The sequence below is a fragment of the Streptomyces himastatinicus ATCC 53653 genome (genome assembly GCF_000158915.1).
Lineage (GTDB): Bacteria > Actinomycetota > Actinomycetes > Streptomycetales > Streptomycetaceae > Streptomyces > Streptomyces himastatinicus.
Genome location: NZ_GG657754.1, coordinates 6,788,452 through 6,814,540, shown reverse-complemented (window position 1 = coordinate 6,814,540; position 26,089 = coordinate 6,788,452). Strand labels below are relative to the sequence as shown.

The 26,089-nt window shown below is 73.4% G+C and carries 2 protein-coding genes and 2 pseudogenes; all 4 read right to left on the bottom strand.

Annotation, left to right across the window (positions count from 1 at the left end):
- Positions 1-27: 27 nt before the first annotated feature.
- Complete coding sequence (locus tag SSOG_RS54970) at positions 28-7,086, bottom strand: type I polyketide synthase (RefSeq protein ID WP_245606406.1); 7,059 nt, start codon at positions 7,084-7,086, stop codon at positions 28-30.
- Positions 7,079-8,197: pseudogene (locus SSOG_RS56440) on the bottom strand (beta-ketoacyl synthase N-terminal-like domain-containing protein); the annotation flags it as partial. The gene SSOG_RS54970 and the pseudogene SSOG_RS56440, both read right to left, overlap by 8 nt.
- A 92-nt stretch (positions 8,198-8,289) precedes the next feature.
- Positions 8,290-13,359, bottom strand: a pseudogene (locus SSOG_RS56435) (type I polyketide synthase); the annotation flags it as partial.
- A 142-nt stretch (positions 13,360-13,501) separates the two neighbouring features.
- Positions 13,502-26,089 (bottom strand): type I polyketide synthase (locus SSOG_RS56430; RefSeq protein WP_245606405.1); only part of this gene is annotated, 12,588 nt, incomplete at its 5' end.

Sequence of the window (26,089 nt, the reverse complement as noted above, 5' to 3'; positions counted from 1 at the left end):
CCCCGGCGAGGCTCGCGGGGACGACGGTCAGCCCAGGTGCCGGACGGGGTCCCGGACGGGGCCTGCGGGCTCGGCTTTCCACGTCACGTTGTAGAGGCGGGCCTCGGCGGCGGACTCCTCGCGCCGGGTGCGGCGCCACGACGACAGCGCGGGCAGCACCGCGCGGAGCGGCTGGTCGCCCTCGACGCGCAGCTCGGTGGCCAGCGACTGCCAGTCCTCGCGCTCCACGGCGTCCCAGAACCGCGCGTCCACCGCGTCCACAGTGGTTTCGACGGCCCCTTGCGGGGTGGTGTCGGGCCAGTAGCGGCGGCGCTGGAAGGCGTACGTGGGCAGCTCGACGCGGGACGCACCGGCCCCGGCGAAGTACGCCGCCCAGTCCACCCCGGCGCCCCGGACGTACGCCTGGGCGAGCGCCGTGGTGACGGCGTCCGCCTCGGGGCGGTCCTTGCGGAGGGCGGGCACGAAGACGGTGTCGTCGTCGGCGGTGACGCAGTCCTGCGCCATGGCGGTGAGCACACCGTCCGGGCCCAGCTCGACGTACGTCGTCACGCCCTGCGCTTCGAGCGTACGGACACCGTCGAGGAAGCGGACCGCCTCGCGGACGTGGCGCACCCAGAAGTCCGGGCTGGTGATCTCCTCGGCGGAGACCAGCTGACCGGTGAGGTTGGAGACGATCGGGATGCGCGGAGCCTCGTACGTCAGCCCCTGCGCGACCTCGCGGAACGCCTCCAACGTGCCGTCCATACGCGGCGAGTGGAAGGCGTGGCTGACCGTGAGCCGCTTGGTCTTACGACCTTGCGCCTCGAAGCCCGCCGCGATCTGCACGGCGTCATCCTCGTCACCCGCGATGACCACTGACGTGGGCCCGTTGAGGGCGGCAATGCTCACCCGGTCGGTGAGCAGCGGCGCCACCTCGTCCTCCGACGCCTGGATGGCGATCATCGCGCCACCGGCCGGAAGCTCCTGCATCAGACGGCCACGAGCGGCCACCAACCGGCACGCGTCCGCGAGCGAGAACACACCCGCCACATGCGCGGCAGCCAACTCACCGATCGAGTGGCCGGACAGGAAGTCCGCACGCAGACCCCACGCCTCGACCAGCCGGAACAGCGCCACCTCGACCGCGAACAGCGCAGGCTGGGTGAAGCCAGTCTGGTCCAGTGCTGCGGCGTCCTCACCGAAGAGAACGTCACGCAGCGGCCGTTCCAGGTGCTGGTCCAGCTCCGCGCACACCGCGTTCAGCGCCTCCGCGAACACCGGGTACGCCTCGTACAGCTCACGGCCCATTCCCAGCCGCTGGCTGCCCTGGCCCGTGAACAGGAACGCCATCCGGCCGCCGGTCACCGAGCCCTCGACGAGCCCGGGGCCGCCGTGCCCCTCGGCCAGGGCCGTCAGCCCCTCGCCAAGGTGTTCCGCGTCCCGGCCGAGCAGTACGGCCCGGTGTTCCAGGGCGGCGCGGGAGGTGGCCAGGGAATACGCCAAGTCGAGCGGGCGCAGCTCGGGGTGGCCGTCCGCGTAGGCGTGCAGGCGCGTGGCCTGGGCCCGCAGCGCGTCGCCGTCGCGGCCCGAGACGGGCCAGGCGAGGACGGGCAGGGACCGTTCCGGAGCGGCCGCGGAGAGGGTGTCGTCGGCCGGTGCCGCTTCGATGATCGCGTGCGAGTTGGTGCCGCTGAAGCCGAAGGACGACACGCCCGCGCGACGCGGACGGCCGTCGGTCTCCGGCCAGGGCCGGGCCTCGGTCAGCAGCTCGATGTCGCCCGCCGACCAGTCGACGTGCGGCGTCGGCTCGGCGACGTGCAGCGTCTGCGGCAGCGCGCCGTGCCGCATCGCCATGACCATCTTCATGATTCCGGCGGCGCCCGCCACGGCCTGGGTGTGGCCGATGTTGGACTTCACCGAGCCCAGCCAGAGGGGCCGCCCCTCGGGCCGGTTCCGGCCGTAGGTGGCGAGCAGCGCCTGCGCCTCGATGGGGTCGCCGAGCGACGTACCGGTGCCGTGAGCCTCCACCGCGTCGATGTCGGTGGCCGACAGCCCGGCGCTGGCCAGGGCCTGCCGGATCACGCGCTGCTGGGAGGGGCCGTTGGGCGCCGTCAGACCGTTGCTCGCACCGTCCTGGTTGATGGCGGTGGAGCGGAGGAGGGCGAGCACCGGGTGGCCGTTGCGGCGGGCGTCGGAGAGCCGTTCCACCAGGAACAGGCCCACGCCCTCGGCCCAGTTGGTGCCGTCCGCGTCACCGGAGAACGCCTTGATCCGGCCGTCGGCGGCCAGTCCGCGCTGACGGCTGAACTCCAGGAAGGCGCCGGGGGTCGACATGACCGTGACGGCTCCGGCCAGCGCGAGCGAGCATTCGCCGTTGCGCAGCGCCTGCGCGGCCAGGTGCAGGGCCACCACCGAGGACGAGCACGCGGTGTCGACGGTGAGGGCGGGCCCTTCGAGCCCGAAGGCGTAGGAGAGGCGGCCGGACGCCACGCTGGAGGAGTTGCCGGTGCCGAGGTGGCCTTCGAGGCCCTGCGGTTCGTTGAGCCACAGGGTCAGATAGTCCTGGTCGTTGGAGCCGACGTACACGCCGGTCTTGCTGCCGCGCAGGGTGGCCGGGTCGATGCCCGCCCGCTCGAACGCCTCCCAGGAGGTTTCCAGCAGCAGCCGCTGCTGCGGGTCCATGGCCAGCGCCTCGCGCGGCGAGATCCCGAAGAACGGGGCGTCGAAGTCGGCGACATCGTGCAGGAAGCCGCCCTCGCGGGTGTAGCTGGTGCCCTCCAAGTCCGGGTCGTCGCTGTAGAGGGTGGCGAGGTCCCAGCCGCGGTCGGCGGGGAACGGGGTGATGGCGTCTTCCCCAGCGAGCAGCAGCTGCCACAGCTCCTCGGGCGACCGTACGCCACCGGGGAAGCGGCAGCTCATCGCGACGATCGCGATCGGGTCGTCCTGGTCGGCCGCGGGGGTCACCTGGGCGGGCACGATCGCCTCGGCGGCCCGGTCCCCGATGATCTCGTCGCGCAGGTGGCCCACCAGGGCGGCCGAGGTCGGGTAGTCGAAGACGAGGGTCGGCGGCAGCCGCAGCCCGGTCGCCTCGCGGAGGAGGTTGCGCAGTTCGACGGCGGTGAGCGAGTCGAAGCCCAGGTCCTTGAACGCCCGGCCCTCGTCGACGGCCTGCGGGCCCGCGTAGCCGAGGACGGCGGCCACCTGCGTACGGACCAGGTCCAGCAGCGCCCGGTCCTGTTCGGCAGCGCTCAGCCCGGCCAGCCGCTCGGCCAGCCCGACCGCGCCGCCCGCGGCGGTGTCCACCGCGCGCCGCACCGGCACCCGGACCAGTCCGCGCAGCACCGGCGCGAGCGTGCCCGCGGCGGCCTGGGCGCGCAGCGCCACGGCGTCCACGCGCATCGGCGCGGGTGTGGCCTCGCCGGTGGCGAGGGCCGCGTCCAGCAGCGCCAGGCCCTCCGCCGGGGTCAGCGGCGGCAGTCCGGCGCGCCGCATCCGGGCGACGTCGGCCTCGTCCAGGCCACCGGCCATACCGGCGCCCGCCCAGGGTCCCCAGGCGAGCGAGACGGCCGGGAGCCCCTCGGCGCGGCGGGCGGTGGCCAGGGCGTCGAGGAACGCGTTGGCGGCCGCGTAGTTGCCCTGTCCGGGGGTGCCGAACACGCCCGAGGCGGACGAGAACAGCACGAACGCCGTCAGGTCCGTAGTCGCTGTCAGCTCGTGCAGGTTCCAGGCCGCGTCCACCTTGGGGCGCAGAACGTGTGCGACGCGCTCGGGCGTCAGCGAGCTGATCACGCCGTCGTCCAGGACGCCCGCCGTGTGCACGACGGCCGTCAGCGGATGCTCGGCGGGAACGGTGGCGAGGGTCGCGGCAAGCGCGGCCCGGTCCGCCACATCGCATGCGGCCCAGTGTGCTTCGGCGCCCAATTCGGTGAGTTCTGCGGTCAGTTCGTCCGCGCCCGGTGCCTGGTCGCCGCGACGGCTCACCAGCAGCAGCCGCCGTACGCCGTGCTCGGTGGCCAGATGGCGGGCCACCAGCCCGCCCAGCGTGCCGGAGGCGCCGGTGACCAGGACCGTGCCGTCCGCGCTGAAGCCCGTTTCCTGGGTTTCCGTGGCCGGTACCCGGGCCAGCCTCGGGACGCGGGCCACGCCCGCACGCACCGCAAGCTCCTCCTCGCCCGCCGCCAGCGCCGCCGGAAGCGCCGCGAGCGACGAGCTGTCACCGTCGGTGTCCAGGAGGATGAAGCGGTCCGGGTTCTCGGCCTGCGCCGAACGCAGCAGACCCCAGGCCGCGGCCTGCGCCGGATCGCCATCCCCCACGGTCAGGAACACCAGCCGCGAAGCGGCGAACCGCTCGTCGGCCAGCCACGCCTGGGCCAGGCCCAGCGCCCCGACCGTGGCCTCACGCACGGCGTCCGGCGACCCGTAGTCGCCCTCGGTGGACGGCGTCGCGAACACGTAGTCCGGTACGGCCGCACCGTCGGCGACCGCCTCGGTCAGCGCCGCGAGATCCGCGTACGCCACGGCCTCGACACCGGCGGGGTGGCTCACGACACGGTCCGTACCGAGCACCGCCCACAGGCCGCCGCTCGCCGCCCCCGTCGCCAGCTCGGTCCACTCCACGCGGAACAGCGACTCGTGGTACGCCGCCCGCGCGGCCCGCACCTGCTCGTCCGACACGGCGCGCAGGACCAGCGAATCCACGGCGGCGACCGGTGCGCCGGACGTGTCCGCGATCTCCAGCCGGACGCCGTCCGCGCCCTGCAACTCCAGCCGTACGCGCAGCGCCGACGCGCCGCTCGCGTACAGCGACACCCCGCTCCAGGCGAACGGCAGCCGCCCGCCGTCGCTGTCACCGTCGCCCAGGCCGTCCAGCCCGAGCGCGTGCAGCGCGGAGTCGAGCAGCGCCGGGTGCAGCCCGTACGCCTGCGCGTCGGACGCGACAGCCTCCGGCAGCCGGACCTCGGCGAACAGCTCGTCGCCGCGTCGCCAGGCGGCGTCGAGCCCCTGGAACACCGGGCCGTAGCGCAGCCCGCCGTCCGCCAGCGCCTCGTACAGCTCCTCGGTACGAGCGCGCTTGGCGTCCTGCGGCGGCCACTGGGTCAGCGCGAACGACGGCCGGGGCGCGCCCGCGACGAGTGCACCGCTGGCATGACGCGTCCACGGCTCCTCGGCCGGGGCGTCCTCGGCGCGGGAGAGCACGGCGACGGAACGCCGCCCGGTGGTGTCCGGGGCGCCTACGGTGACCTGAAGCCGAACGCCACCGCGCTCGGGCAGCACCAGCGGCGCATGCAGCGTCAGCTCGTCCAGACGGTCGCAACCGGCCTGGTCACCAGCCCGAACCGCCAGCTCCACAAACGCCGTTCCCGGCACCACCACCGAGCCACGCACCACATGGTCGGCCAGCCACGGATGCGAATCCACACCCAACCGACCCGTGAACAACAACCCGTCGGACTCCGCCAACGACACCGCCGCACCCAAGAGCGGATGCCCCGCCAGCTCCAACCCCACCGACGCCACATCACCGACCGACCCGGCGCCCGGCTCCAACCAGAACCGCTCATGCTGAAACGCATACGTCGGCAGGTCCACGCGAACAGCGCCCGTACCGGCGTAGAAAGCCGCCCAGTCCACCGCCACGCCCCGCACATGCGCCCGCGCGACGGCGGTCGTCAGCGCCTCGGCCTCGGGCCGGTCCTTGCGGAGGACGGATACGAAGGCGGCGGCGTCGCCGGTCACGCACTCCTGTGCCATGGCGGTGAGGACACCGTCGGGGCCCAGCTCGATGAACGTCGTGACGCCCTTGGTTTCGAGGGTCCGCACACCATCGAGGAAGCGCACGGCCTCACGGACATGCCGCACCCAGAACTCCGGGGTGGCGATGTCCTGGGCGGAGACGACATCACCGGTGAGGTTGGAGACGATGGGGATGCGCGGAGCCTCGTACGACAGCCCCTGCGCGACCTGGCGAAACGCGTCCAGCATCCCGTCCATGCGGGGCGAGTGGAAGGCGTGGCTGACCGTGAGCCGCTTGGTCTTACGACCCTGCGCCTCAAAGCCAGCCGCAATCTCCAGAGCCGCGTCCTCATCTCCCGCGATCACGACCGACGTCGGGCCATTCACAGCAGCGATGCTGACGCGCTCGGTGAGCAGCGGCGCCACCTCGTCCTCCGACGCCTGCACCGCGACCATCGCGCCACCGGCCGGAAGCTTCTGCATCAACCGCCCACGAGCCGCCACCAACTTCGCAGCGTCAGCGAGCGACAACACACCCGCCACATAAGCAGCGGCCAGCTCACCGATCGAGTGCCCCGACAGGAAGTCCGGCTTCACACCCCACGCCTCGACCAGCCGGAACAGCGCCACCTCAACCGCGAACAACGCAGGCTGAGTGAAGCCCGTCCGGTCAAGAACCGAGGCATCGTCCCCGAACAGCACACCCTTCAGCGGCCGCTCAAGGTGCCGGTCCAGCTCCGCGCACACCTCATCCAGCGCACCGGCGAACACCGGATACGCCTCGTACAGCTCACGGCCCATCCCCAGCCGCTGGCTGCCCTGCCCTGTGAACAGGAACGCGACCTGACCGCCGTCCACCGGGCCCGCGACGAGCCCCGCAGCCGACTCGCCCCGCGCCAGGGCGTCCAGACCCTGCCGCAGCGCGTCGCGGTCGGTGCCCACGATGGCCGCGCGGTGGTCCAGGGCGGCCCTGCCGGTGGCCAGGGAGTGGCCGATGTCGGCGGTGCCCAGGGCGGGGGCGCGGTCCAGGTGGTCGGCGAGACGGCGGGCGTTGTCGCGGAGCGCCGTCGCGGTCTTGGCGGAGAGGATCCACGGCAGTACGGCGGCCGGAGCGCCGTCGCCCGCGGGCCGAGGCTCCTCGGCCTCCGGCTCCGGGGCCTGCTCCAGGATGGTGTGGGCGTTGGTGCCGCTCACGCCGAAGGCCGAGACCCCGGCCCGGCGCGGCCGTCCGGTGTCGTCCCAGGGAAGCGCTTCGTTCAGCAGATTCCACGCGCCCGCGACAGTCGACCGTCGGGGAGGACTGGTCGATGTTGAAGGTCCGGGGCATGACGCCGTGGCGTATCGCCATGACCATCTTGATGACGCCCGCGACACCGGCCGCCGCCTGGGTGTGGCCCAGGTTGGACTTGAGCGAGCCCAGCCACATGGGCTGGCCCTCGGGCCGTTCCTGGCCGTAGGTGGCGAGCAGCGCCTGCGCCTCGATCGGGTCGCCCAGGGTCGTACCGGTGCCGTGGGCTTCGATCACGTCGATCTCGGCGGCGGACAGCCGGGCGTTCTCCAGGGCCTGGCGGATGACGCGGCGCTGCGACGGACCGTTGGGCGCCGTCAGACCGTTCGACGCACCGTCCTGGTTGACCGCCGAGCCGCGTACGACGGCCAGCACCTGGTGGCCGTTCTTGCGGGCGTCCGACAGCCGCTCGACCAGCAGGACGCCGACGCCCTCGGACCAGCCGGTGCCGTCGGCCGACGCCGCGAAGGACTTGCAGCGGCCGTCGGGGGCGAGGCCGCGCTGACGGCTGAACTCCACGAAGACATCGGGGTTGGGCATCACGGTGACGCCGCCGACCAGGGCGAGCGAGCATTCGCGCTGACGCAGCGCCTGGGCTGCCCAGTGGAGGGCGACGAGGGACGACGAGCAGGCCGTGTCGATGGTGGCGGCCGGGCCTTCGAGACCGAAGGTGTAGGCGATGCGGCCGGAGAGCACGCTGGTGGCGCCGCCGGTGAGCATCAGCCCTTCGAGTTCCTCCGATGTGTCGGAGCCGTAACCCATGGCCGCGGCGCCCACGTAGACGCCGGTGCGGCTGCCGTGGACGGACGTCGGGTCGATGCCCGCCCGCTCGAAGGCTTCCCAGGAGGTTTCCAGCAGCAACCGCTGCTGCGGGTCCATGGCAAGGGCCTCGCGCGGCGAAATGCCGAAGAATCCGGGGTCGAAATCGGCGACGCCGTCGAGGAATCCGCCACCGCTGTTGTAGAAGGTGCCCTTGCGGTCGGGGTCCGGGTCGGCGAGCCCTTCGATGTCCCAGCCGCGGTCGCCGGGGAATCCGGAAATGGCGTCGCCGCCCTCGTCGACGAGCCGCCACAGGTCCTCGGGGGATCCGATGCCGCCGGGGAAGCGGCAGCTCATCGCGACGATCGCGATGGGTTCCTGCGCGTCCGCCTCCACCTCGGTCAGGCGGCGACGGGTCCGACGCAGCTCAGTGGTCATCCACTTCAGATTGTCGAGAAGCTTCTCTTCGTTCGCGCTAGCCACGAAAACGTCACCTCCTGAGGTCAGTGGAAATGTGAGCGGTCATCACGTCAGGACCTTCCGAATTCATTGTTGATGAGGTCGAAGATGTCTTCGGCCGAGGCGGATTCGATATCGAGGTCATCGTCGTCGGCACCGTCCGCGCCCGTCTCGTTCTCCGTCTCGTGCCATGTCCGCAGCAGCGCTTCGAGCCGCGCCGTGACCCGCTCGCGTTCCGCCTTGTCGTCGGGAACGTGGGAGAGGGTGAATTCCAGCTTGTCGATTTCCGCGAGGGCCGGGAGTTCCGGTGTGGTGTCCTCGCCCAGGATTTCGGCGCGCAGTTCACCCGCGAGCACGCCGGGCGTGGGGTGGTCGAAGACCAGGGTGGCGGTGAGCTGGAGCCCGGTCGCGGCGTTCAGCCGGTTGCGGAGTTCGACGGCGGTGAGCGAGTCGAAGCCCAGCTCCTTGAAGGCCCGGCCCGCCTCGATGGCCGTGGTGTCATCGTGTCCGAGGACGGCGGCGACTTCGGCGCGTACGAGGTCGAGCAGCACGCGGTCGGCCTCGGACTCGGTGAGCCCCGACAGCCGCTCCCGCAGCGCCTCGGCCGGATCGTCGTCGCTCACCACATCGGCCGCCGTGTCGGCGTTCCGGACCTCCGGCAGGTCGGCGATGAGCGGACGCGGACGGGCCGCGGTGAAGGCGGGCGCGAAGCGGTCCCAGTCGACGTCGGCGACGGTGATCGTGGTCTCGCTGCCGTCCAGCGCCTGCTGGAGCGCGGCGATGGCGGAGTGCGGGGCCATGACCGGCAGTCCGCGGCGGCGCAGTTGCTCGGCCGCCTCGTCGTCGGCCACGAGCCCGCCGTCCGCCCACGGGCCCCAGGCCACGGAGGTGGCGGCGGCGCCCCGGGCGCGGCGCTGTTCGGCGAGCGCGTCCAGGTGGGCGTTGGCGGCGGCGTACGCACCCTGGCCACCGCTGCCCCACACCCCGGCGATGGAGGAGAAGAGCACGAACGCGTCGAGGTCGGTGTCGGCGAGCAGCGCGTCCAGGTGGTTGGCGCCCGCCACCTTCGCGGCGACCACGTCGGCGACATCGGCCGGTGCGGTGTCCGCGAGCGGCGCGAACTGCCCGGCGCCCGCCGTGTGCACGACGGCGGTGAGCGGGTGGTCCGGGTGTTCGTCCCGGATCCGGGCCAGCAGCCCGGCCACCGCCTCCCGGTCGGTGACATCGCAGGCGGCGACGGTCACCCGGGCGCCCAGCGCGGTCAGTTCGGCGTCGAGCTGGGAGGCACCGGGGGCGTCGGGGCCACGGCGGCTGGTGAGCACCAGATGCTCGGCGCCGCCCGCCGCCAGCCAGCGGGCCACATGGGCGCCCAGCGCCCCGGTGCCGCCGGTGACCAGGACCGTGCCGTGGGGCCGCCACGGCTCGCCCGCGGCCGTGGCGCGCTCGGCGTGGGCGAGGCGGCGGGCCAGCACTCCCGCCGTACGGATCGCGAACTGGTCCTCGTGCGCGTCGTCCCCGTGTCCGCCGAGCACGCCCGCCAAACGGTCGGCGGCGCGCTCGTCGAGCGTCGCGGGCAGGTCCGTCAGGCTCGCGGGCAGGTCGATCAGGCCGCCCCAGCGCTCGGGGTGCTCCAGGGCGACCACCCGGCCCAGGCCCCACACCTGCGCCTGTGCGGCGCTGCGCGGGGGTTCGGAGGCGGCGGTGGACACCGCGCCGGTCGTGGCGCACCACAGCGGGGCGTCCACGCCCGCGTCCCCGAGCGCCTGCACCAGCACGCCGGTGCGCAGCAGCCCGGTGGGCGCGGCGCCGTGTGCGGGGTGCGGGTGTTCGTCCAGGGCGAGCAGGGACAGCACCCCGTGGACGGGGTCACCGGCCGCGGCCCGGCGGATGCGGTCGGCGAGGGCTTCCCGGTCGAGGTCGGTTCCGGTGGGCGCGATGCGCCGGAGGTCGGCGCCGCGTTCGGCCAGCGCGTCGAGGAGGGTCCGTACGGTGTCGGCGTGGCCGTCCGGTTCGGCGACCAGCCACACCCCCGGGGCCGCGGCGAGGCGCGGCTCCTCCAGCGGCTTCCAGCTGACGCGGTAGCGCCAGCCCTCGATCGCGGACTGCTCGCGCTCGCGGCGCCGCCACGCGGACAGGGCCGGGAGCAGCGCGCTCAGCGGCTGGTCCACGTCGATGCCCGCCGTGTCCGCCAGCGCGCCCAGGTCGTCGCTCTCGACGGCCGCCCAGAACCGCTCACCGGCCACATCCGTGGTCGTGTCGGGCGTGGTGTGCCGCGGGGTGCCGTCGAGCCAGTAGTGGCGCCGCTGGAACGCGTACGTCGGCAGGTCGACGCGGTGTGCGCCGGTCCCGGCGAACAGCGCCTCCCAGTCCAGCGCCACGCCCCGGACATGCAGGGTGGCGAGGGCACCGGCCAGGGTTTCCGGCTCCGGGCGCCCGCCGCGCAGCACCGGTACGAAGGCCACGTCGTCCGGTCCTTCGCCGGTGACGCAGTCCTGCGCCATGGCGGTCAGCACACCGTCGGGGCCGAGTTCGACGTACGTGGTGACGCCCTGGGCCTCCAGGGCGCGGATGCCGTCGAGGAAGCGCACGGACTGGCGTACGTGGCGCACCCAGTAGTCGGAGCCCATGCCCAGCTCGTCGGTCACCGGCTGCCCGGTGACGGTCGAGAGGATCGGGATGCGCGGAGCGCCGTACGTGAGGCCCTCGGCGACCTTGCGGAACCCGGCGAGCATGCCGTCCATGTGCGGGGAGTGGAAGGCGTGGCTGACGGTGAGCCGCTTGGTCTTGCGGCCCCGCGCCTCGAAGTCCGCCGCGATCTCCACGGTCGCGTCCTCGTCGCCCGCGATGACGACCGACGTGGGCCCGTTGACAGCGGCGATGCTCACGCGCTCGGTGAGCAGCGGCGCCGCCTCGTCCTCCGACGCCTGCACCGCGATCATCGCGCCACCGGCCGGAAGCTCCTGCATCAGACGGCCCCGCGCGGCCACCAGCGTGGCGGCGTCGGCCAGCGAGAGCACGCCCGCCACATGGGCGGCGGCCAGTTCGCCGATGGAGTGACCGGCGAGGACGTCGGGCCGCAGCCCGGCGGCCTCGGCCAGCCGGAACAGCGCCACCCCGACCGCGAACAGGGCGGGCTGGGTGAAGGCCGTCCGGTCCAGCAGCTCCTTGTCGGCCTTCTCAGCGCCGAACAGCACGTCGTACAGCGGCCTTTCGAGGTGCCGGTCCAGCTCGGCGCAGACCGCGTCCAGCGCCTCGGCGAACACCGGGCTGGCCTCGTACAGCTCGCGGCCCATGCCGAGCCGCTGGCTGCCCTGCCCGGTGAAGAGCACGGCCGTACGGCCTTCGGCGGGCGAGCCCTGGACCAGCTGCGCGGCCGACTCGCCGCGCGCGAGGGCCGCCAGGCCCGCGAGCAGCCGGTCCCGGTCGGGGCCGAGGACCACCGCGCGGTGGTCGAGCGCGGACCTGGTGGTGGCCAGGGAGTACGCCACGTCCACGGCGTCGAGCGCCGGGTCGGCGGCGACGTGGGCGCGCAGCCGTTCGGCCTGCTCGCGCAGGGCGTCCCCGCTCTTGGCCGACAGCGGCCAGGCGAGCACGTCCGGCCGTACGGCGGAGGGCTCGGTGCCATCGACCGCGGCTGGTTCCGGGGCCTGCTCCAGCACCGTATGGGCGTTGGTGCCGCTGAAGCCGAACGAGGAGACGCCCGCGCGGCGCGGACGGCCGGTCTCCGGCCATGCCTGCTCGTGGGTGAGCAGCGACACCGCGCCCGCCGACCAGTCGACGTGCGGCGACGGCTCGTCCACGTGGAGGGTCTGCGGCAGCACCCCGTGGCGCATGGCGAGCACCATCTTGATGATGCCCGCGACACCCGCCGCCGCCTGGGTGTGGCCGATGTTGGACTTGATGGCGCCCAGCCACAGCGGCCGCTCCGGGTCCCGCTCCTGCCCGTAGGTGGCGAGCAGCGCCTGCGCTTCGATCGGGTCGCCGAGCCGGGTGCCGGTGCCGTGCGCCTCGACCGCGTCCACCTCGGCGGCGGACAGTCCGGCGGTGGCCAGCGCCTGCCGGATGACGCGCTGCTGGGCGGGGCCGTTGGGCGCCGTCAGGCCGTTGCTCGCACCGTCCTGGTTGATGGCCGAGCCGCGCACGACGGCGAGCACCGGGTGGCCGTTGGCCCGCGCGTCCGACAGCCGCTCGACCAGCAGCATGCCGACGCCTTCGCCCCAGCCCGTGCCGTCCGCACCGGCAGCGAACGCCTTGCAGCGGCCATCGGCGGCGAGACCGCGCTGACGGCTGAACTCGATGTACGCGCCGGGGCTCGACATGACCGTCACACCGCCCGCGAGCGCGAGCGAGCACTCGCCCTGCCGCAGCGCCTGGATCGCCCAGTGCAGCGCCACCAGCGAGGAGGAGCAGGCCGTGTCGACGGTGACCGCCGGGCCCTCCAGACCGAAGGTGTACGCGAGCCGGCCGGACACCACGCTCGCCGCGTTGCCCGTGCCGAGGTAGCCCTCGACGCCCTCGGGGACCGTGTGCAGGGAGGCGTCGTAGTCCTGCCCGTTGGATCCGACGAAGACACCGGCCGAGGTGCCGCGCAGCGTGGCCGGGTCGATGCCCGCCCGCTCGAACGCCTCCCAGGAGGTCTCCAGCAGCAGCCTCTGCTGCGGGTCCATCGCGAGCGCCTCACGCGGCGAGATCCCGAAGAACGCGGCGTCGAACCGGCCCGCGTCGTACAGGAAGCCGCCCTCGCGGGCGTAGAAGGTGCCGCGCTTGTCGGGGTCCGGGTCGTACAGCGCGTCCAGGTCCCAGCCGCGGTCGGCCGGGAACCCGGCGATCGCGTCCCCGCCCGCCGTCAGCAGCTGCCACAGCTCCTCGGGGGTGGTGACGCCGCCGGGGAAACGGCAGCTCATCGCGACGATCGCGATCGGGTCGTCGTCGGTGGCCACTGCCACGGTGGCCGGTGCCGATGGGGTGGCGGCGGGCTCGGAGTCGACCAGTTCGGCCCGCAGGTAGCCCGCCAGCGCGGTGGCCGTCGGGTAGTCGAAGACCAGGGTCGCGGGCAGCTTGACGCCGCTCGCGGCACCGAGGCGGTTGCGCAGCTCGACGGCGGTGAGCGAGTCGAAGCCCAGCTCCCCGAAGGCCCGTTCGGCGCCGACCGACTCGGTGCCGTCGTGGCCGAGGACCGCGGCCACATGCGTACGGACCAGGTCCAGCAGCAGCCGGTCCCGCTCGGCCTCGCCCACCCCGGCCAGCCGCGCGGCGAGTCCTTGGCCGGGCGACACGGTGTCGCTATCGGCTTCCGGCTCCGCCACCTCCGCGAAGTCCGCGATGAGGCGGCTCGGCCGTACGGCGGTGAAGTCCGGCGCGAACCGGGCCCAGTCGATGTCCGCGACGACCACCGCAGCGTCGTCCAAGTCCAGCGCCCGCTGAAGGGCGGCCATCGCCCGCTCGGCGTCCATCGGCGGCAGACCGCCACGGCGCAGCCGCTGCTCCAGCGCGTCGTCCGCCGCCATGCCGCCCTCGGCCCACGGGCCCCAGGCGATGGACGTGGCGGGCAGGCCCTCGGCGCGCCGACGCTCGGCGAGCGCGTCGAGGTAGGCGTTGGCGGCCGCGTAGTTGCCCTGGCCCGCCGCGCCGAACGTGCCGCTGATCGAGGAGAACAGCACGAACGCGGACAGGTCCAGCTCGCGCGTCAGCTCGTCCAGATGCGCCGCGGCGGCCACCTTGGCGCGCAGCACGGTCGTGAACCGCTCGGGCGTGAGCGCGTCGAGCACACCGTCGTCCAGCACGCCCGCCGTGTGCACGACGCCGGTCAGCGGCAGCTCGTCCGGAAGCCCGGCCAGCAGCCGCGCGAGCGCGTCCCGGTCGGCCGCGTCGCAGGCGGCCACGGTCACGCGGGCGCCTGAGGCGGCGAGTTCGTCGCGCAGCTCGGCGGCGCCGGGGGCGTCCAGGCCACGGCGGCTGGTGAGCACCACGTGCTCGGCGCCGTTCTCCACCAGCCAGCGGGCCACGCGTGCGCCCAGGGCGCCCGTACCGCCCGTGACCAGTACGGACCCGGTGCCGGGCCGCCAGGAGCCATCGGCCGACGCGGGGGCCGAGGCCCGTACGAGGCGGCGCCCGAAGACGCCCGACGCACGCACCGCGACCTGATCCTCGCCACCGGGCCCCGGCCCCGGCCTCGGCTCGGGAGGCCAGCACCTCCGCCAGCCGTGCCACCGCGCGCTCATCCGCCACGGCGGGAAGGTCGACCAGACCGCCCCAGCGCTCGGGCAGTTCCAGCGCCGCGACCAGGCCCAGCCCCCACAGCTGCGCCTGAGCCGGGCTGACCGCCCCGTCCGAACGGCCCACCGCGACCGCGCCCCGCGTGGCCACCCACAGCGGTGCGCCGATGCCCGCGTCGCCCAGGGCCTGCGTCAACGCGGCGGTACGCAGCAGCGCGTCGCCCTCCGGCTCCGCGAGGGCCAGCAGGGACACCACACCGGTCACGGTGCCACTGGCCGCCAGCTGTGCGGCCACTGCCGTGCGGTCGGCGTCGGCGGTCAGCTCGACCCGCGTCACGTTGACGCCACGGTCGTCCAGCATGCGTACGACCCCGGCGACCCACACATCCCCGGTCGCCTCGGCCGGTACGACGACCAGCCAACGGCCGCTCAGCGGCGCGGCGGTGGAACGGCCGGACACCGGCTTCCACGACACCCGGTAGCGCCAGCCGTCGACCGTCGATCGCTCCGCGTGCTGCCGCCGCCACGACGACAGGGCGGGCAGCAGCGTCTCCAGCGCCCCGTTGTCCTCGCCACCCAGGTCGAGCGTGGTGGCGAGCGCATCGAGGTCTTCCCGCTCCACGGCCTCCCAGAAGCGGGCGTCCACCGCGTCCTGGGCGGTGGCGGTGGGCGTTGTGGCCACGTCCAGCCAGTAGCGGCGGCGCTGGAAGGCGTACGTCGGAAGCTCCACGCGCCGGGCGCCGGTCCCGGCGTAGAACGCCGCCCAGTCGGGCGCGGTCTGCCGCACCCGCACCCCGGCGAGGGCACCGGTCAGCGTCTCGGCCTCGGGGCGGTCCTTGCGGAGGGCAGTGAGGAATGCGCCCTCGGTCAGACAGTCCTGCCCCATGCCGGACAGCACACCGTCGGGGCCCAGTTCGAGGTAGGTGGTGACGCCCTGGGCTTCGAGGGTGCGGATGCCGTCGAGGAAGCGGACCGCCTCGCGGACGTGGCGCACCCAGAAGTCGGGGCTGGTGATCTCCTCGGCGGAGACGACGTTTCCGGTGAGGTTGGAGACGATCGGGATACGGGGAGCCTCGTACGACAGCCCCTCGGCCACCTCGCGGAACGCGTCCAGCATCCCGTCCATACGCGGCGAGTGGAAGGCGTGGCTGACCGTGAGCCGCTTGGTCTTACGACCCTGCTCCTCGAAGGCCGCGGCGATTTCCAGCGCCACGTCCTCGTCACCCGCGATGACCACGGAGGTAGGCCCGTTGAGGGCGGCGATGCTCACCCGCTCGGTGAGCAGCGGCACCACCTCGTCCTCGGACGCCTGGACGGCAATCATCGCGCCACCGACCGGAAGCTCCTGCATCAGCCGCCCACGCGCCGCCACCAGCTTCGCCGCATCCGCGAGCGAGAGCACCCCCGCCACATGCGCGGCAGCAAGCTCACCGATCGAGTGGCCGGAGAGGAAGTCCGCACGCAGACCCCACGTTTCAACCAGCCGGAACAGTGCCACCTCGACCGCGAACAGCGCAGGCTGGGTGAACGCCGTCTGATCCAAGACCGCCGCGTCATCACCAAACAGCACCGTCTTCAGCGGCTGCTCAAGATGCCCATCCAGCGCATCGCACACCGCATCCAGCGCCTCCGCGAACACCGGGTACGCGTCGTACAGCTCACGACCCATCCCCAGTCGCTGGCTGCCCTGCCCCGTGAACAGGAAGGCGACCTTCCCGGCGACCGGCGAGCCCTGGACCACGCCCGGGGCCGGTTCACCGGCGGCCAGCGCCGCCAGACCGCGCAGGAAGCCCTCGCGGTCGCCCGCCACCAGCACCGCACGGTCCTCGAAGGCGGTGCGGCCGGTGGCCAGGGTGTAGCCGATGTCGGCGAGGTCGATCTCGTCGGCGACGCTCACCCGGTCGCGTAGGCGGCGGGCCTGGTCGCGCAGCGCCTCCTGGCCCATGGCCGACAGCGGCCACGGCAGGACACGGGTGGGGACGTCGGACACCATCACCGGGGCCTCGACCGCCGGAGCCTGCTCGATGATGGTGTGCGCGTTGGTGCCACTGATGCCGAACGACGACACACCCGCCCGGCGCGGACGGCCCGTCTCCGGCCACTCCCGCGCCTCCGTCAGCAGCGAGACCGCGCCCTCGGCCCAATCGACGTTCGGGGACGGCGCGTCGACGTGAAGGGTCTGCGGCAGCACACCGTGCCGCATGGCCATCACCATCTTGATGATGCCCGCGACACCGGCCGCCGCCTGGGTGTGGCCGATGTTGGACTTGATGGAGCCGAGCCACAGCGGCTGGTCGTCGGACCGCTCGCGCCCGTACGTGGCGAGCAGCGCCTGCGCCTCGATGGGGTCGCCCAGCGTCGTCCCCGTACCGTGCGCCTCCACCGCGTCCACATCGCCAACCGACAGCCCGGAGGCGGCCAGCGCCTGGCGGATGACCCGCTGCTGCGACGGACCGTTCGGCGCCGTCAGACCATTCGACGCACCGTCCTGGTTGATCGCGCTGCCGCGTACGACCGCCAGCACTTGGTGGCCGTTGCGGCGCGCGTCCGACAGCCGCTCCACGAGCAGCATGCCCGCGCCCTCGGCCCAGCCCGTACCGTCCGCGCCCGCCGCGAACGACTTGCATCGGCCGTCGGTGGCGAGGCCGCGCTGACGGCTGAAGTCCACGAACGTCTCGGGCGTGGCCATGATCGCCACACCGCCGGCGAGCGCCATGGTGCACTCCCCCGCGCGCAGCGCCTGGATCGCCCAGTGCAGCGCGACCAGCGACGACGAGCACGCGGTGTCGACGGTGACGGCCGGGCCCTCCAGCCCGAAGGTGTACGCGACCCGGCCCGACGCGATGCTGCCCGCGTTGCCGGTGCCGACGTAGCCCTCGACGCCCTCCGGGATGCCGTCCAGGCCGGTGACGTAGTCGTGGTACATGACGCCCGCGAACACACCGGTTCGGCTGCCGCGCAGCGTGGCCGGGTCGATGCCCGCCCGCTCGAACGCCTCCCATGACGTCTCCAGCAGCAGCCGCTGCTGCGGGTCCATGGCAAGGGCCTCGCGCGGCGAGATGCCGAAGAACGCCGGGTCGAAGTCGGCGGCGTCGTGCAGGAAGCCGCCCTCCCGGGTGTACGAGGTGCCCGCGTGGTCGGGGTCCGGGTGGTACAGGCCGTCCAGGTCCCAGCCGCGGTCGACGGGGAAGCCGGAGATGCCGTCACCACCCGCGGCGACGAGGTCCCACAGCTCCTCGGGCGTGCTCACACCGCCCGGGTAGCGGCAGCTCATGCCGACGATGACGATCGGGTCGTCGTCAGTGGCGGCGACGGTGACCGTGCCCCCGGTGGCGGCCGGGGCCACGGCGTCCTCGGCGCCGAGCAGTTCGTCGCGCAGATATCCGGCGAGGGCGGTCGGGGTCGGGTAGTCGAAGACGAGCGTGGCCGGGAGGCGCAGTCCGGTCACGGTCTTGAGGTCGTTGCGGAGTTCGACGGCGGTGAGCGAGTCGAAGCCCAGCTCCTTGAACGCCCGCCCGGGCTCGATCGCGTCGGCCCCGCCGTGCCCGAGCACCGCGGCGACCCGTCCGCACACCAACTCCAGCAGCTCACGGTCCTGTTCGGACCGCGCGAGCCCGGCCAGCCGCCGTACGAGCGTAGAACCGTCGGCGGTGCCGGTGGCCGCGGGGGCGGCGCGCCGCACCGGAGCCCGCACCAGACCGCGGAACAGGGCCGGTACGGTGCCGGTCGCCGCGGCCTCGGTGCGCAGCCCGGCGTAGTCGAGCCGCATCGGGAACAGCACGGCGGCCGTGCCGTCGGCGTGTGCCGCGTCGAAGAGCGCAAGGCCCTCGTCGGCGGGGATCGGGGCGACGCCGCCGCGCGCGATGCGGCGCAGGTCGACGTCGTCGAGACCGCCGCCCATGCCCGCGCCGGACCACAGGCCCCAGCCCAGCGCGGTGGCCGGAAGCCCCTGGGCGGCGCGGTGTTGGGCGAGGGCCTCCAGGAAGGAGTTGGCGGCGGCGTAACTCGCCTGCCCCGGCGCGCCGAACACGGCCGCGGCGCCGGAGAACAGTACGAACGCTGACAGGTCGTGTCCGCGGGTCAGCTCGTGCAGGTTGAGCGCCGCGTCCACCTTGGGGCGCAGGACGCCCGACACGCGCTCGGGCGTCAGCGAGCCGATGATCCCGTCGTCCAAAACACCCGCGGTGTGCACGACGGCGGTCAGCGGATGCTCGGCCGGGATCGCGGCCAGCGTCGCGGCGAGCGCGTCGCGGTCGGCCACATCACAGGCCGCCCAGGTCACGGTGGCACCGGCCGCCGTGAGGTCGGCGGTCAGCGCATCGGCGCCATCGGCATCGGCGCCACGGCGGCTGACCAGCAGCAAGTGCCGTACGCCGCGGGTCGACACGAGGTGGCGGGCGAAGAGGCCACCGAGAGTGCCGGAGGCGCCGGTGAGCAGCACGGTGCCGTGCGCGTCGAAGGACGGGCCACTTGGTTCCGTTGCGACTGGCGTACGGGACAGCCGCGGCGCGAGCGCCACGCCCCCGCGCAGCGCCACCTCGGGCTCGTCCAGGGCGAGCGCGGCGGACACCGTACGGTACGAGTCCTCCTGGCCGTCCACGTCGAGCAGCACCAGGCGGGCCGGGTTCTCCGACTGCGCGGAGCGGAACAGCCCGCGCACGGCGGCCTGCGGCAGCTGCGCGCCACCCGCCCCCGGCTCGGTCTCCACCGCGCCCCGGGTCAGCAGCACGAGCCGCGACTCGGTGAACCGCTCGTCGGCCAGCCAGGGCTGGAGCAGGGCCAGCATGTCCTGGGTGGCGGTGTGTACGGCGGCCGCGTCGTCGCCGTCTGCGGCTGCGTGGACGAACACCGTGTCGGGCGCGGGCTCCCCCGCGTCGACGGCCTGACGCAGCGCCGCCAGATCGGCGTACGCGGCGGGCCGCACGTCCTCCGGGAAGGCCCCGGCGTCGTCGGCGCCGAGCAGCGCCCAGTGGCCCGTGGCCCTTTCTGTGCCCGTCGGAACCGCCGTCCAGTCCAGCCGGAACAGCGATTCGTGCAGCCCGCCCGATGCCGCGCGCACCTGGTCGGCGGAGGCGGCCCGCAGCGCCACGGACTCGACCGTGGCCACCGGTCGTCCCGTGCCGTCGGCCACCAGCAGCGAGACGGTGTCCCGCGACTGCTCGGTCACCCGCACCCGGAGCACATCGGCCCCGGCCGCGAGCAGCTGGACGCCGTTCCACGCGAACGGCAGCAGCGCGCCCTCGGCCAGCGCCGCCTCTCGGTCGGGGTTGTCGAGCCCGATGACGTGCAACGCGGCGTCGAGCAGCGCGGGGTGCAACCCGAACCGCCCCGCTTCGGCGCCCGCCGTCAGGGCGGTGTCCTCGGGGAGCGCGACGTCGGCGTACAGGTCGTCGCCGAGCCGCCAGGCGCCCTTCAGCCCCTGGAACACCGGCCCGTACCCCAGGCCCGCCCCGGCCAGGTCCTCGTACAGCCCGTCGACCGCGACGGGCGTGGCGCCCTGCGGCGGCCATACGGCCAGCGTGTCGGGAGCGTCGGTCCGGCCGCCGACCGTCAGCACACCGGTGGCGTGGCGCGTCCACGGCTCGGTGCCGAGCGCGTCCTGCCTGCGCGAGTGGAGGCTGAAGGCGCGGGCGCCGGACTCGTCCGGCCCGTCCACGACGAGCTGCACCCGCACCCCGGTGTGTTCGGGCAGCACGAGCGGGGCTTCGAGGGTCAGTTCGTCCAACCGCTCGCAGCCGACCTGGGCACCGGCGGCGCTCGCCAGCTCCACGAAGGCCGTGCCCGGCAGCAGCACGGTGCCCATGACGGCGTGGTCGGCCAGCCAGGGGTGGGTGCGCGTGGACAGCACGCCGGTGAGCAGCAGGCCATCGGCATCCGCGAGCGCCACGGCGGCACCCAGCAACGGATGGTCGATGTCCCCGAGCCCGATCGACTCGGGGTCGCCCGCCGCCAGGGCCGCGGCGCTGGGCCAGTAGCGCTGGCGCTGGAAGGGGTACGTCGGCAGCTCGGCCGGATCGATGCCGGTGGCGACCGCGCCGAAGACGGCGTCCCAGTCCAGCGGTACGCCACGGACGTACGCACGGGCGACGGCGGACGTCAGCGCGTCGGTCTCGGGACGGTCCTTGCGGCAGACGGAGACGAAGGCCGCCTCCTCCCCGGACACGCACTCCTGCGCCATGGCGGTGAGCACACCGTCCGGGCCCAGCTCGATGTACGTGGTGACGCCCTGGGCTTCGAGCGTTCGGACGCCGCCCAGGAAGCGGACCGCCTCGCGGACGTGGCGCACCCAGAAGTCCGGGCTGGTGATCTCCTCGGCGGAAACGACCTCCCCGGTCAGGTTGGAGACGATCGGGATGCTCGGGGCCTCGTACGAAAGCCCCTGCGCCACCTCACGGAACGCCTCCAGCATCCCGTCCATACGCGGCGAGTGGAACGCATGGCTGACCGTGAGCCGCTTCGTCTTACGACCCTGCGCCTCGAAGCCAGCCGCGATCTCGACAGCGGCGTCCTCGTCGCCCGCGATGACCACGGAGGTGGGTCCGTTGAGAGCGGCGATGCTCACCCGCTCGGTCAGCAGCGGCGCCACCTCGTCCTCCGACGCCTGGATGGCGATCATCGCGCCACCGGCCGGAAGCTCCTGCATCAACCGCCCACGAGCCGCCACCAACGCGGCGGCGTCCTCCAGCGACAGCACACCCGCCACATGCGCCGCAGCCAACTCACCGATCGAGTGCCCGGACAGGAAGTCCGGCGTCACACCCCACGCCTCGACCAACCGGAACAACGCCACCTCAACCGCGAACAACGCAGGCTGAGTGAACCCCGTCTGATCCAGAACCGAGGCATCATCCCCGAACAGCACATCCCGCAGCGGCCGCTCAAGGTGCAGATCCAGATGCGCACACACCTCATCCAGCGCATCCGCGAACACCGGGTACGCGTCGTACAGCTCACGGCCCATTCCGAGCCGCTGGCTGCCCTGCCCCGTGAACAGGAACGCCACCTTGCCGTCCGCCACCGAGCCCTCGACCAGGCCCGGGGCGGACTCGCCCCGCGCCAGCGCGTCGAGCGTCCGCAGCAGCTCATCGCGGTCGCTGACGGTCAGCACCGCACGCCGCTCCAGGGCGGCGCGGCCGACGGCCAGGGCGTGGGCGACGGCGAGCGGCGCCGCTTCGGGCCGCGTCTCGACGTAGGCGCGCAGCCGCGCGGCTTGCTCCCGCAGCGCCTCGGGGCTCTTGGCCGACAGCGCGAACGGCAGCGTCTCCAGAACGCGAGGCTCGGACGACGGAGCCTCGATGGCCGGGGCCTGCTCGATGATGGTGTGCGCATTGGTGCCGCTGATGCCGAACGAGGACACCGCGGCCCGGCGCGGACGGCCCGTCTCCGGCCATTCCCGCGTCTCGCTCAGCAGCTCGACCGCGCCCGCCGACCAGTCCACGTGCGGCGACGGCGCGTCCACGTGGAGCGTCTGCGGCAGCACGCCATGGCGCATGGCGAGGACCATCTTCATCACGCCCGCGACACCGGCCGCAGCCTGCGTGTGGCCGATGTTGGACTTGATGGAACCCAACCACAGGGGCTGGTCCTCGGACCGGTCGCGACCGTACGTGGCCAGCAGCGCCTGCGCCTCGATCGGGTCGCCCAGCGTGGTTCCCGTACCGTGTGCCTCCACCGCGTCCACATCGGCGGTCGACAGTCCGGCGCTGGTCAGCGCCTGCCGGATCACCCGCTGCTGGGACGGGCCGTTGGGCGCCGTCAGACCGTTCGACGCACCGTCCTGGTTGACGGCCGAGCCGCGCACGGTGGCGAGGACCGGGTGGCCGTTACGGCGCGCGTCCGACAGCCGCTCGACCAGCAGCATGCCGACGCCCTCGCCCCAGCCGGTGCCATCCGCACCGGCCGCGAACGCCTTGATACGACCGTCGGCCGCAAGCCCCCGCTGACGGCTGAAGTCGATGAAGTTCTCGGGGGTGGACATCACCGTGACGCCGCCCGCGAGCGCCATCGAGCATTCGCCCTGACGCAGCGCCTGCACCGCCAGATGCAGCGCCACCAGCGACGACGAGCACGCCGTGTCCACCGTGACCGCCGGGCCCTCGAGCCCGAAGGTGTACGAGATCCGCCCGGACACCACGCTCGCCGCGTTGCCCGTACCCAGGTGGCCTTCGAGCCCCTCGGGTGCTGCCATCAGCAGCGACAGATAGTCCTGACCGTTGGTACCGGCGAACACGCCGACCGGCTGACCGCGCAGCGCCGTCGGGTCGATGCCCGCGCGCTCGAACGCCTCCCACGACGTCTCCAGCAGCAACCGCTGCTGCGGATCCATGGCCAGCGCCTCACGCGGCGAGATGCCGAAGAACGCCGGGTCGAAGTCGGCGACGTCGTAGAGGAAGCCGCCCTCGCGCGTGTACGAGGTGCCCTGACGCTCCGGGTCCGGGTCGTACAGCCCCGCCAGGTCCCAGCCACGGTCGGCCGGGAAATCGGCTATCGCGTCCTCGCCCGCGGTGAGCAGCTGCCACAGCTCCTCCGGCGTGCGCACCCCACCCGGGAAACGGCAGCTCATCGCCACGATCGCGATCGGATCGTCGGCCACCGCGAGCTGCGGCGTGGCGGTGCCGCCGGTCGCCGTCGCGTCGGCGCCCAGCAGTTCCGTCCGCAGGTGGTCGGCCAGCGCGGTGGCGTTGGGGTAGTCGTAGATGAGGGTGGCGGGCAGCCGCAGACCGGTGGCGGCGTTCAGCCGGTTGCGGAGTTCGACAGCGGTGAGCGAGTCGAAGCCCAGCTCCTTGAAGGCGCGCCCCGCCACGACCGCCTCGGCCCCGCCGTGCCCGAGCACCGCCGCGACCTGCGTACGGACCAGCTCCAGCACGGTCTGAGCGCGCTCGGTCCCGGTCAGGCCGGACAGCCTCTCCGCCAGCGTGCCGGTCCCGGCTCCGGTGGCGGTCGGGCGTTCGGCGGCGGCCGGTACGGGCCGTGCCGCGGGCAGCTCGCCGAACAGCGCGCTGGGCCGTACGGCGGTGAACTCCGCGAGGAAGCGGTCCCAGTCGATGTCCGCGACCGTCACGGCCGTGTCGTCGTGGTCGAGCGCCTGCTGAAGCGCGGTCAGCGCCACCTCGGGCGCCATCGGCGGCACTCCGTCGCGCCGCATACGCCGCTCCAGCGCATCGTCGGCGGCCATGCCGCCCTCGGCCCAGGGGCCCCAGGCGATCGAGGTGGCGGGCAAGCCCTGGGCGCGCCGCCGCTCGGCGAGCGCGTCCAGGTAAGCGTTGGCCGCCGCGTAGTTGCCCTGGCCGGGCGCGCCGACCGTCGCGGCGAGGGAAGAGAAGAGGACGAACGCGGAAAGGTCCAGGTCGCGGGTCAGCTCATGGAGGTTCCGCGCGGAAGCGACCTTGGCGCGCAGCACCCGCTCCACGCGCTCGGCGTCCAGCCCGTCCACTACGCCGTCGTCCAGCACACCGGCGGTGTGGATAACGGCGGTCAGCGGCAGCTCGTCCGGCAGCGACGCCAGCAACTCCGCCAGCGCATCCCGATCCGCCACATCACACGCCGCCACGGTCACCCGGGCACCCGACGCCGACAACTCATCCCGCAGCTCGACCGCACCCGGAGCATCCAGTCCACGACGGCTGCTCAGCACCACATGCTCAGCACCAGCCGCCACCAGCCAACGCGCCACCCGCGCACCCAACGCACCCGTACCACCCGTGACCAGCACCGACCCACCACCGGGCCGCCACGAACCACCCGACGACACCGCCGCAGAGGCCCGAACCAGCCGACGCCCGAAGACCCCCGACGCCCGCACCGCGACCTGGTCCTCACCGCCACCGCCAGCCAGCACCCCCGCCAGCCGCGCAAGCGCACGCTCATCCACCGACTCCGGCAGATCAACCAACCCACCCCACCGCTCCGGCAACTCCAACGCCGCCACCCGACCCAGACCCCACACCAACGCCTGGTCCGGGCACACCGCACCGTCCGAACGCCCCACCGACACCGCACCCCGCGTCGCCACCCACAACGGCGCACCCATACCCGCATCACCCAACGCCTGCGTCAACGCAGCCGTACGCAGCAGAGCGGCATCACCCTCGACCGCCAGCAGCGAGACCACACCCGCGACCGAAGCACCCACGACCGCCGCACGCAGCTGCTCAGCAACCGCGCCACGCTCAGCCTCAGCACCCAGCTCGACGAGCCGCACATCGACGCCACGCTCGGCCAGCATCCGCACCACACCCGCGGACCACACACCCCCGGCCTCACCAGCCGGAACCACCACCACCCAACAACCACCCGGCGCCCCGGCCGACCGATCCCTCACCGGCCGCCACGACACCCCATAACGCCAACCATCCGCCGTCGAACGCACGGACTCCTGCCGCCGCCACGACGACAACGCAGGCAACACCTCACCCAACGACAGCCCCGGATCCACCTCCAACTCCGCAGCCAGCGCAGCCACATCCCCACGCTCCACCACATCCCAGAACCGCCCATCAACGGCGGTCCCCGGCGCAGCATCCGCGACGGTCGGCGCCTCCTCCAGCCAGAACCGCTCGCGCTGGAAGGCGTACGTGGGCAGCTCGACGCGGCGGACACCGGTGCCCGCGAAGTACGCCGCCCAGTCCGGAGCCAGGCCCCCGACGTGCAGTCGGGCGAGGGCAGTGGTCACCGACTCGCTCTCGGCGCGCTCCTTGCGCAGAGAAGGAACGCAGACGGCGGCGTCGCCCTCGGTGAGGCAGTCCTGCGCCATGGCGGTGAGCACACCGTCGGGGCCCAGCTCGACGTACGTCGTGACGCCCTGAGCCTCCAGAACACGCACACCATCGAGGAAGCGCACGGCCTCACGGACATGCCGCACCCAGAAGTCCGGGCTGGTGATCTCCTCGGCGGAAACCAGCTCGCCCGTCAGGTTCGACACGATCGGAATACGCGGAGCCTCGTACGACAGCCCCTCCGCCACCTCGCGGAACGCGTCCAGCATCCCGTCCATACGCGGCGAGTGGAACGCATGGCTGACCGTGAGCCGCTTCGTCTTACGACCCTGCGCCTCAAACGACGCCGCGACCTCAACAACAGCGTCCTCGTCACCCGCGATGACCACCGACGCCGGGCCATTCACCGCGGCAATGCTCACCCGCCCACCGAGCAGCGGCAGCACCTCGTCCTCCGACGCCTGCACCGCGACCATCGCGCCACCGGCCGGAAGCTCCTGCATCAACCGCCCACGCGCCGCCACCAGCGCAGCGGCGTCCTCCAGCGACAGCACACCCGCCACATGCGCCGCAGCCAACTCACCGATCGAATGCCCCGACAGGAAGTCCGGCTTCACACCCCACGCCTCGACCAGCCGAAACAGCGCCACCTCAACCGCGAACAACGCAGGCTGAGTGAACCCCGTCTGGTCCAGCACCGAGGCGTCGTCCCCGAACAACACATCCCGCAGCGGCCGCTCAAGGTGCAGATCCAGATGCGCACACACCTCATCCAGCGCATCCGCGAACACCGGGTACGCGTCGTACAGCTCACGGCCCATTCCGAGCCGCTGGCTGCCCTGCCCCGTGAACAGGAACGCCACCTTGCCGTCCGCCACCGAGCCCTCGACCAGGCCCGGGGCGGACTCGCCCCGCGCCAGCGCGTCGAGCGTCCGCAGCAG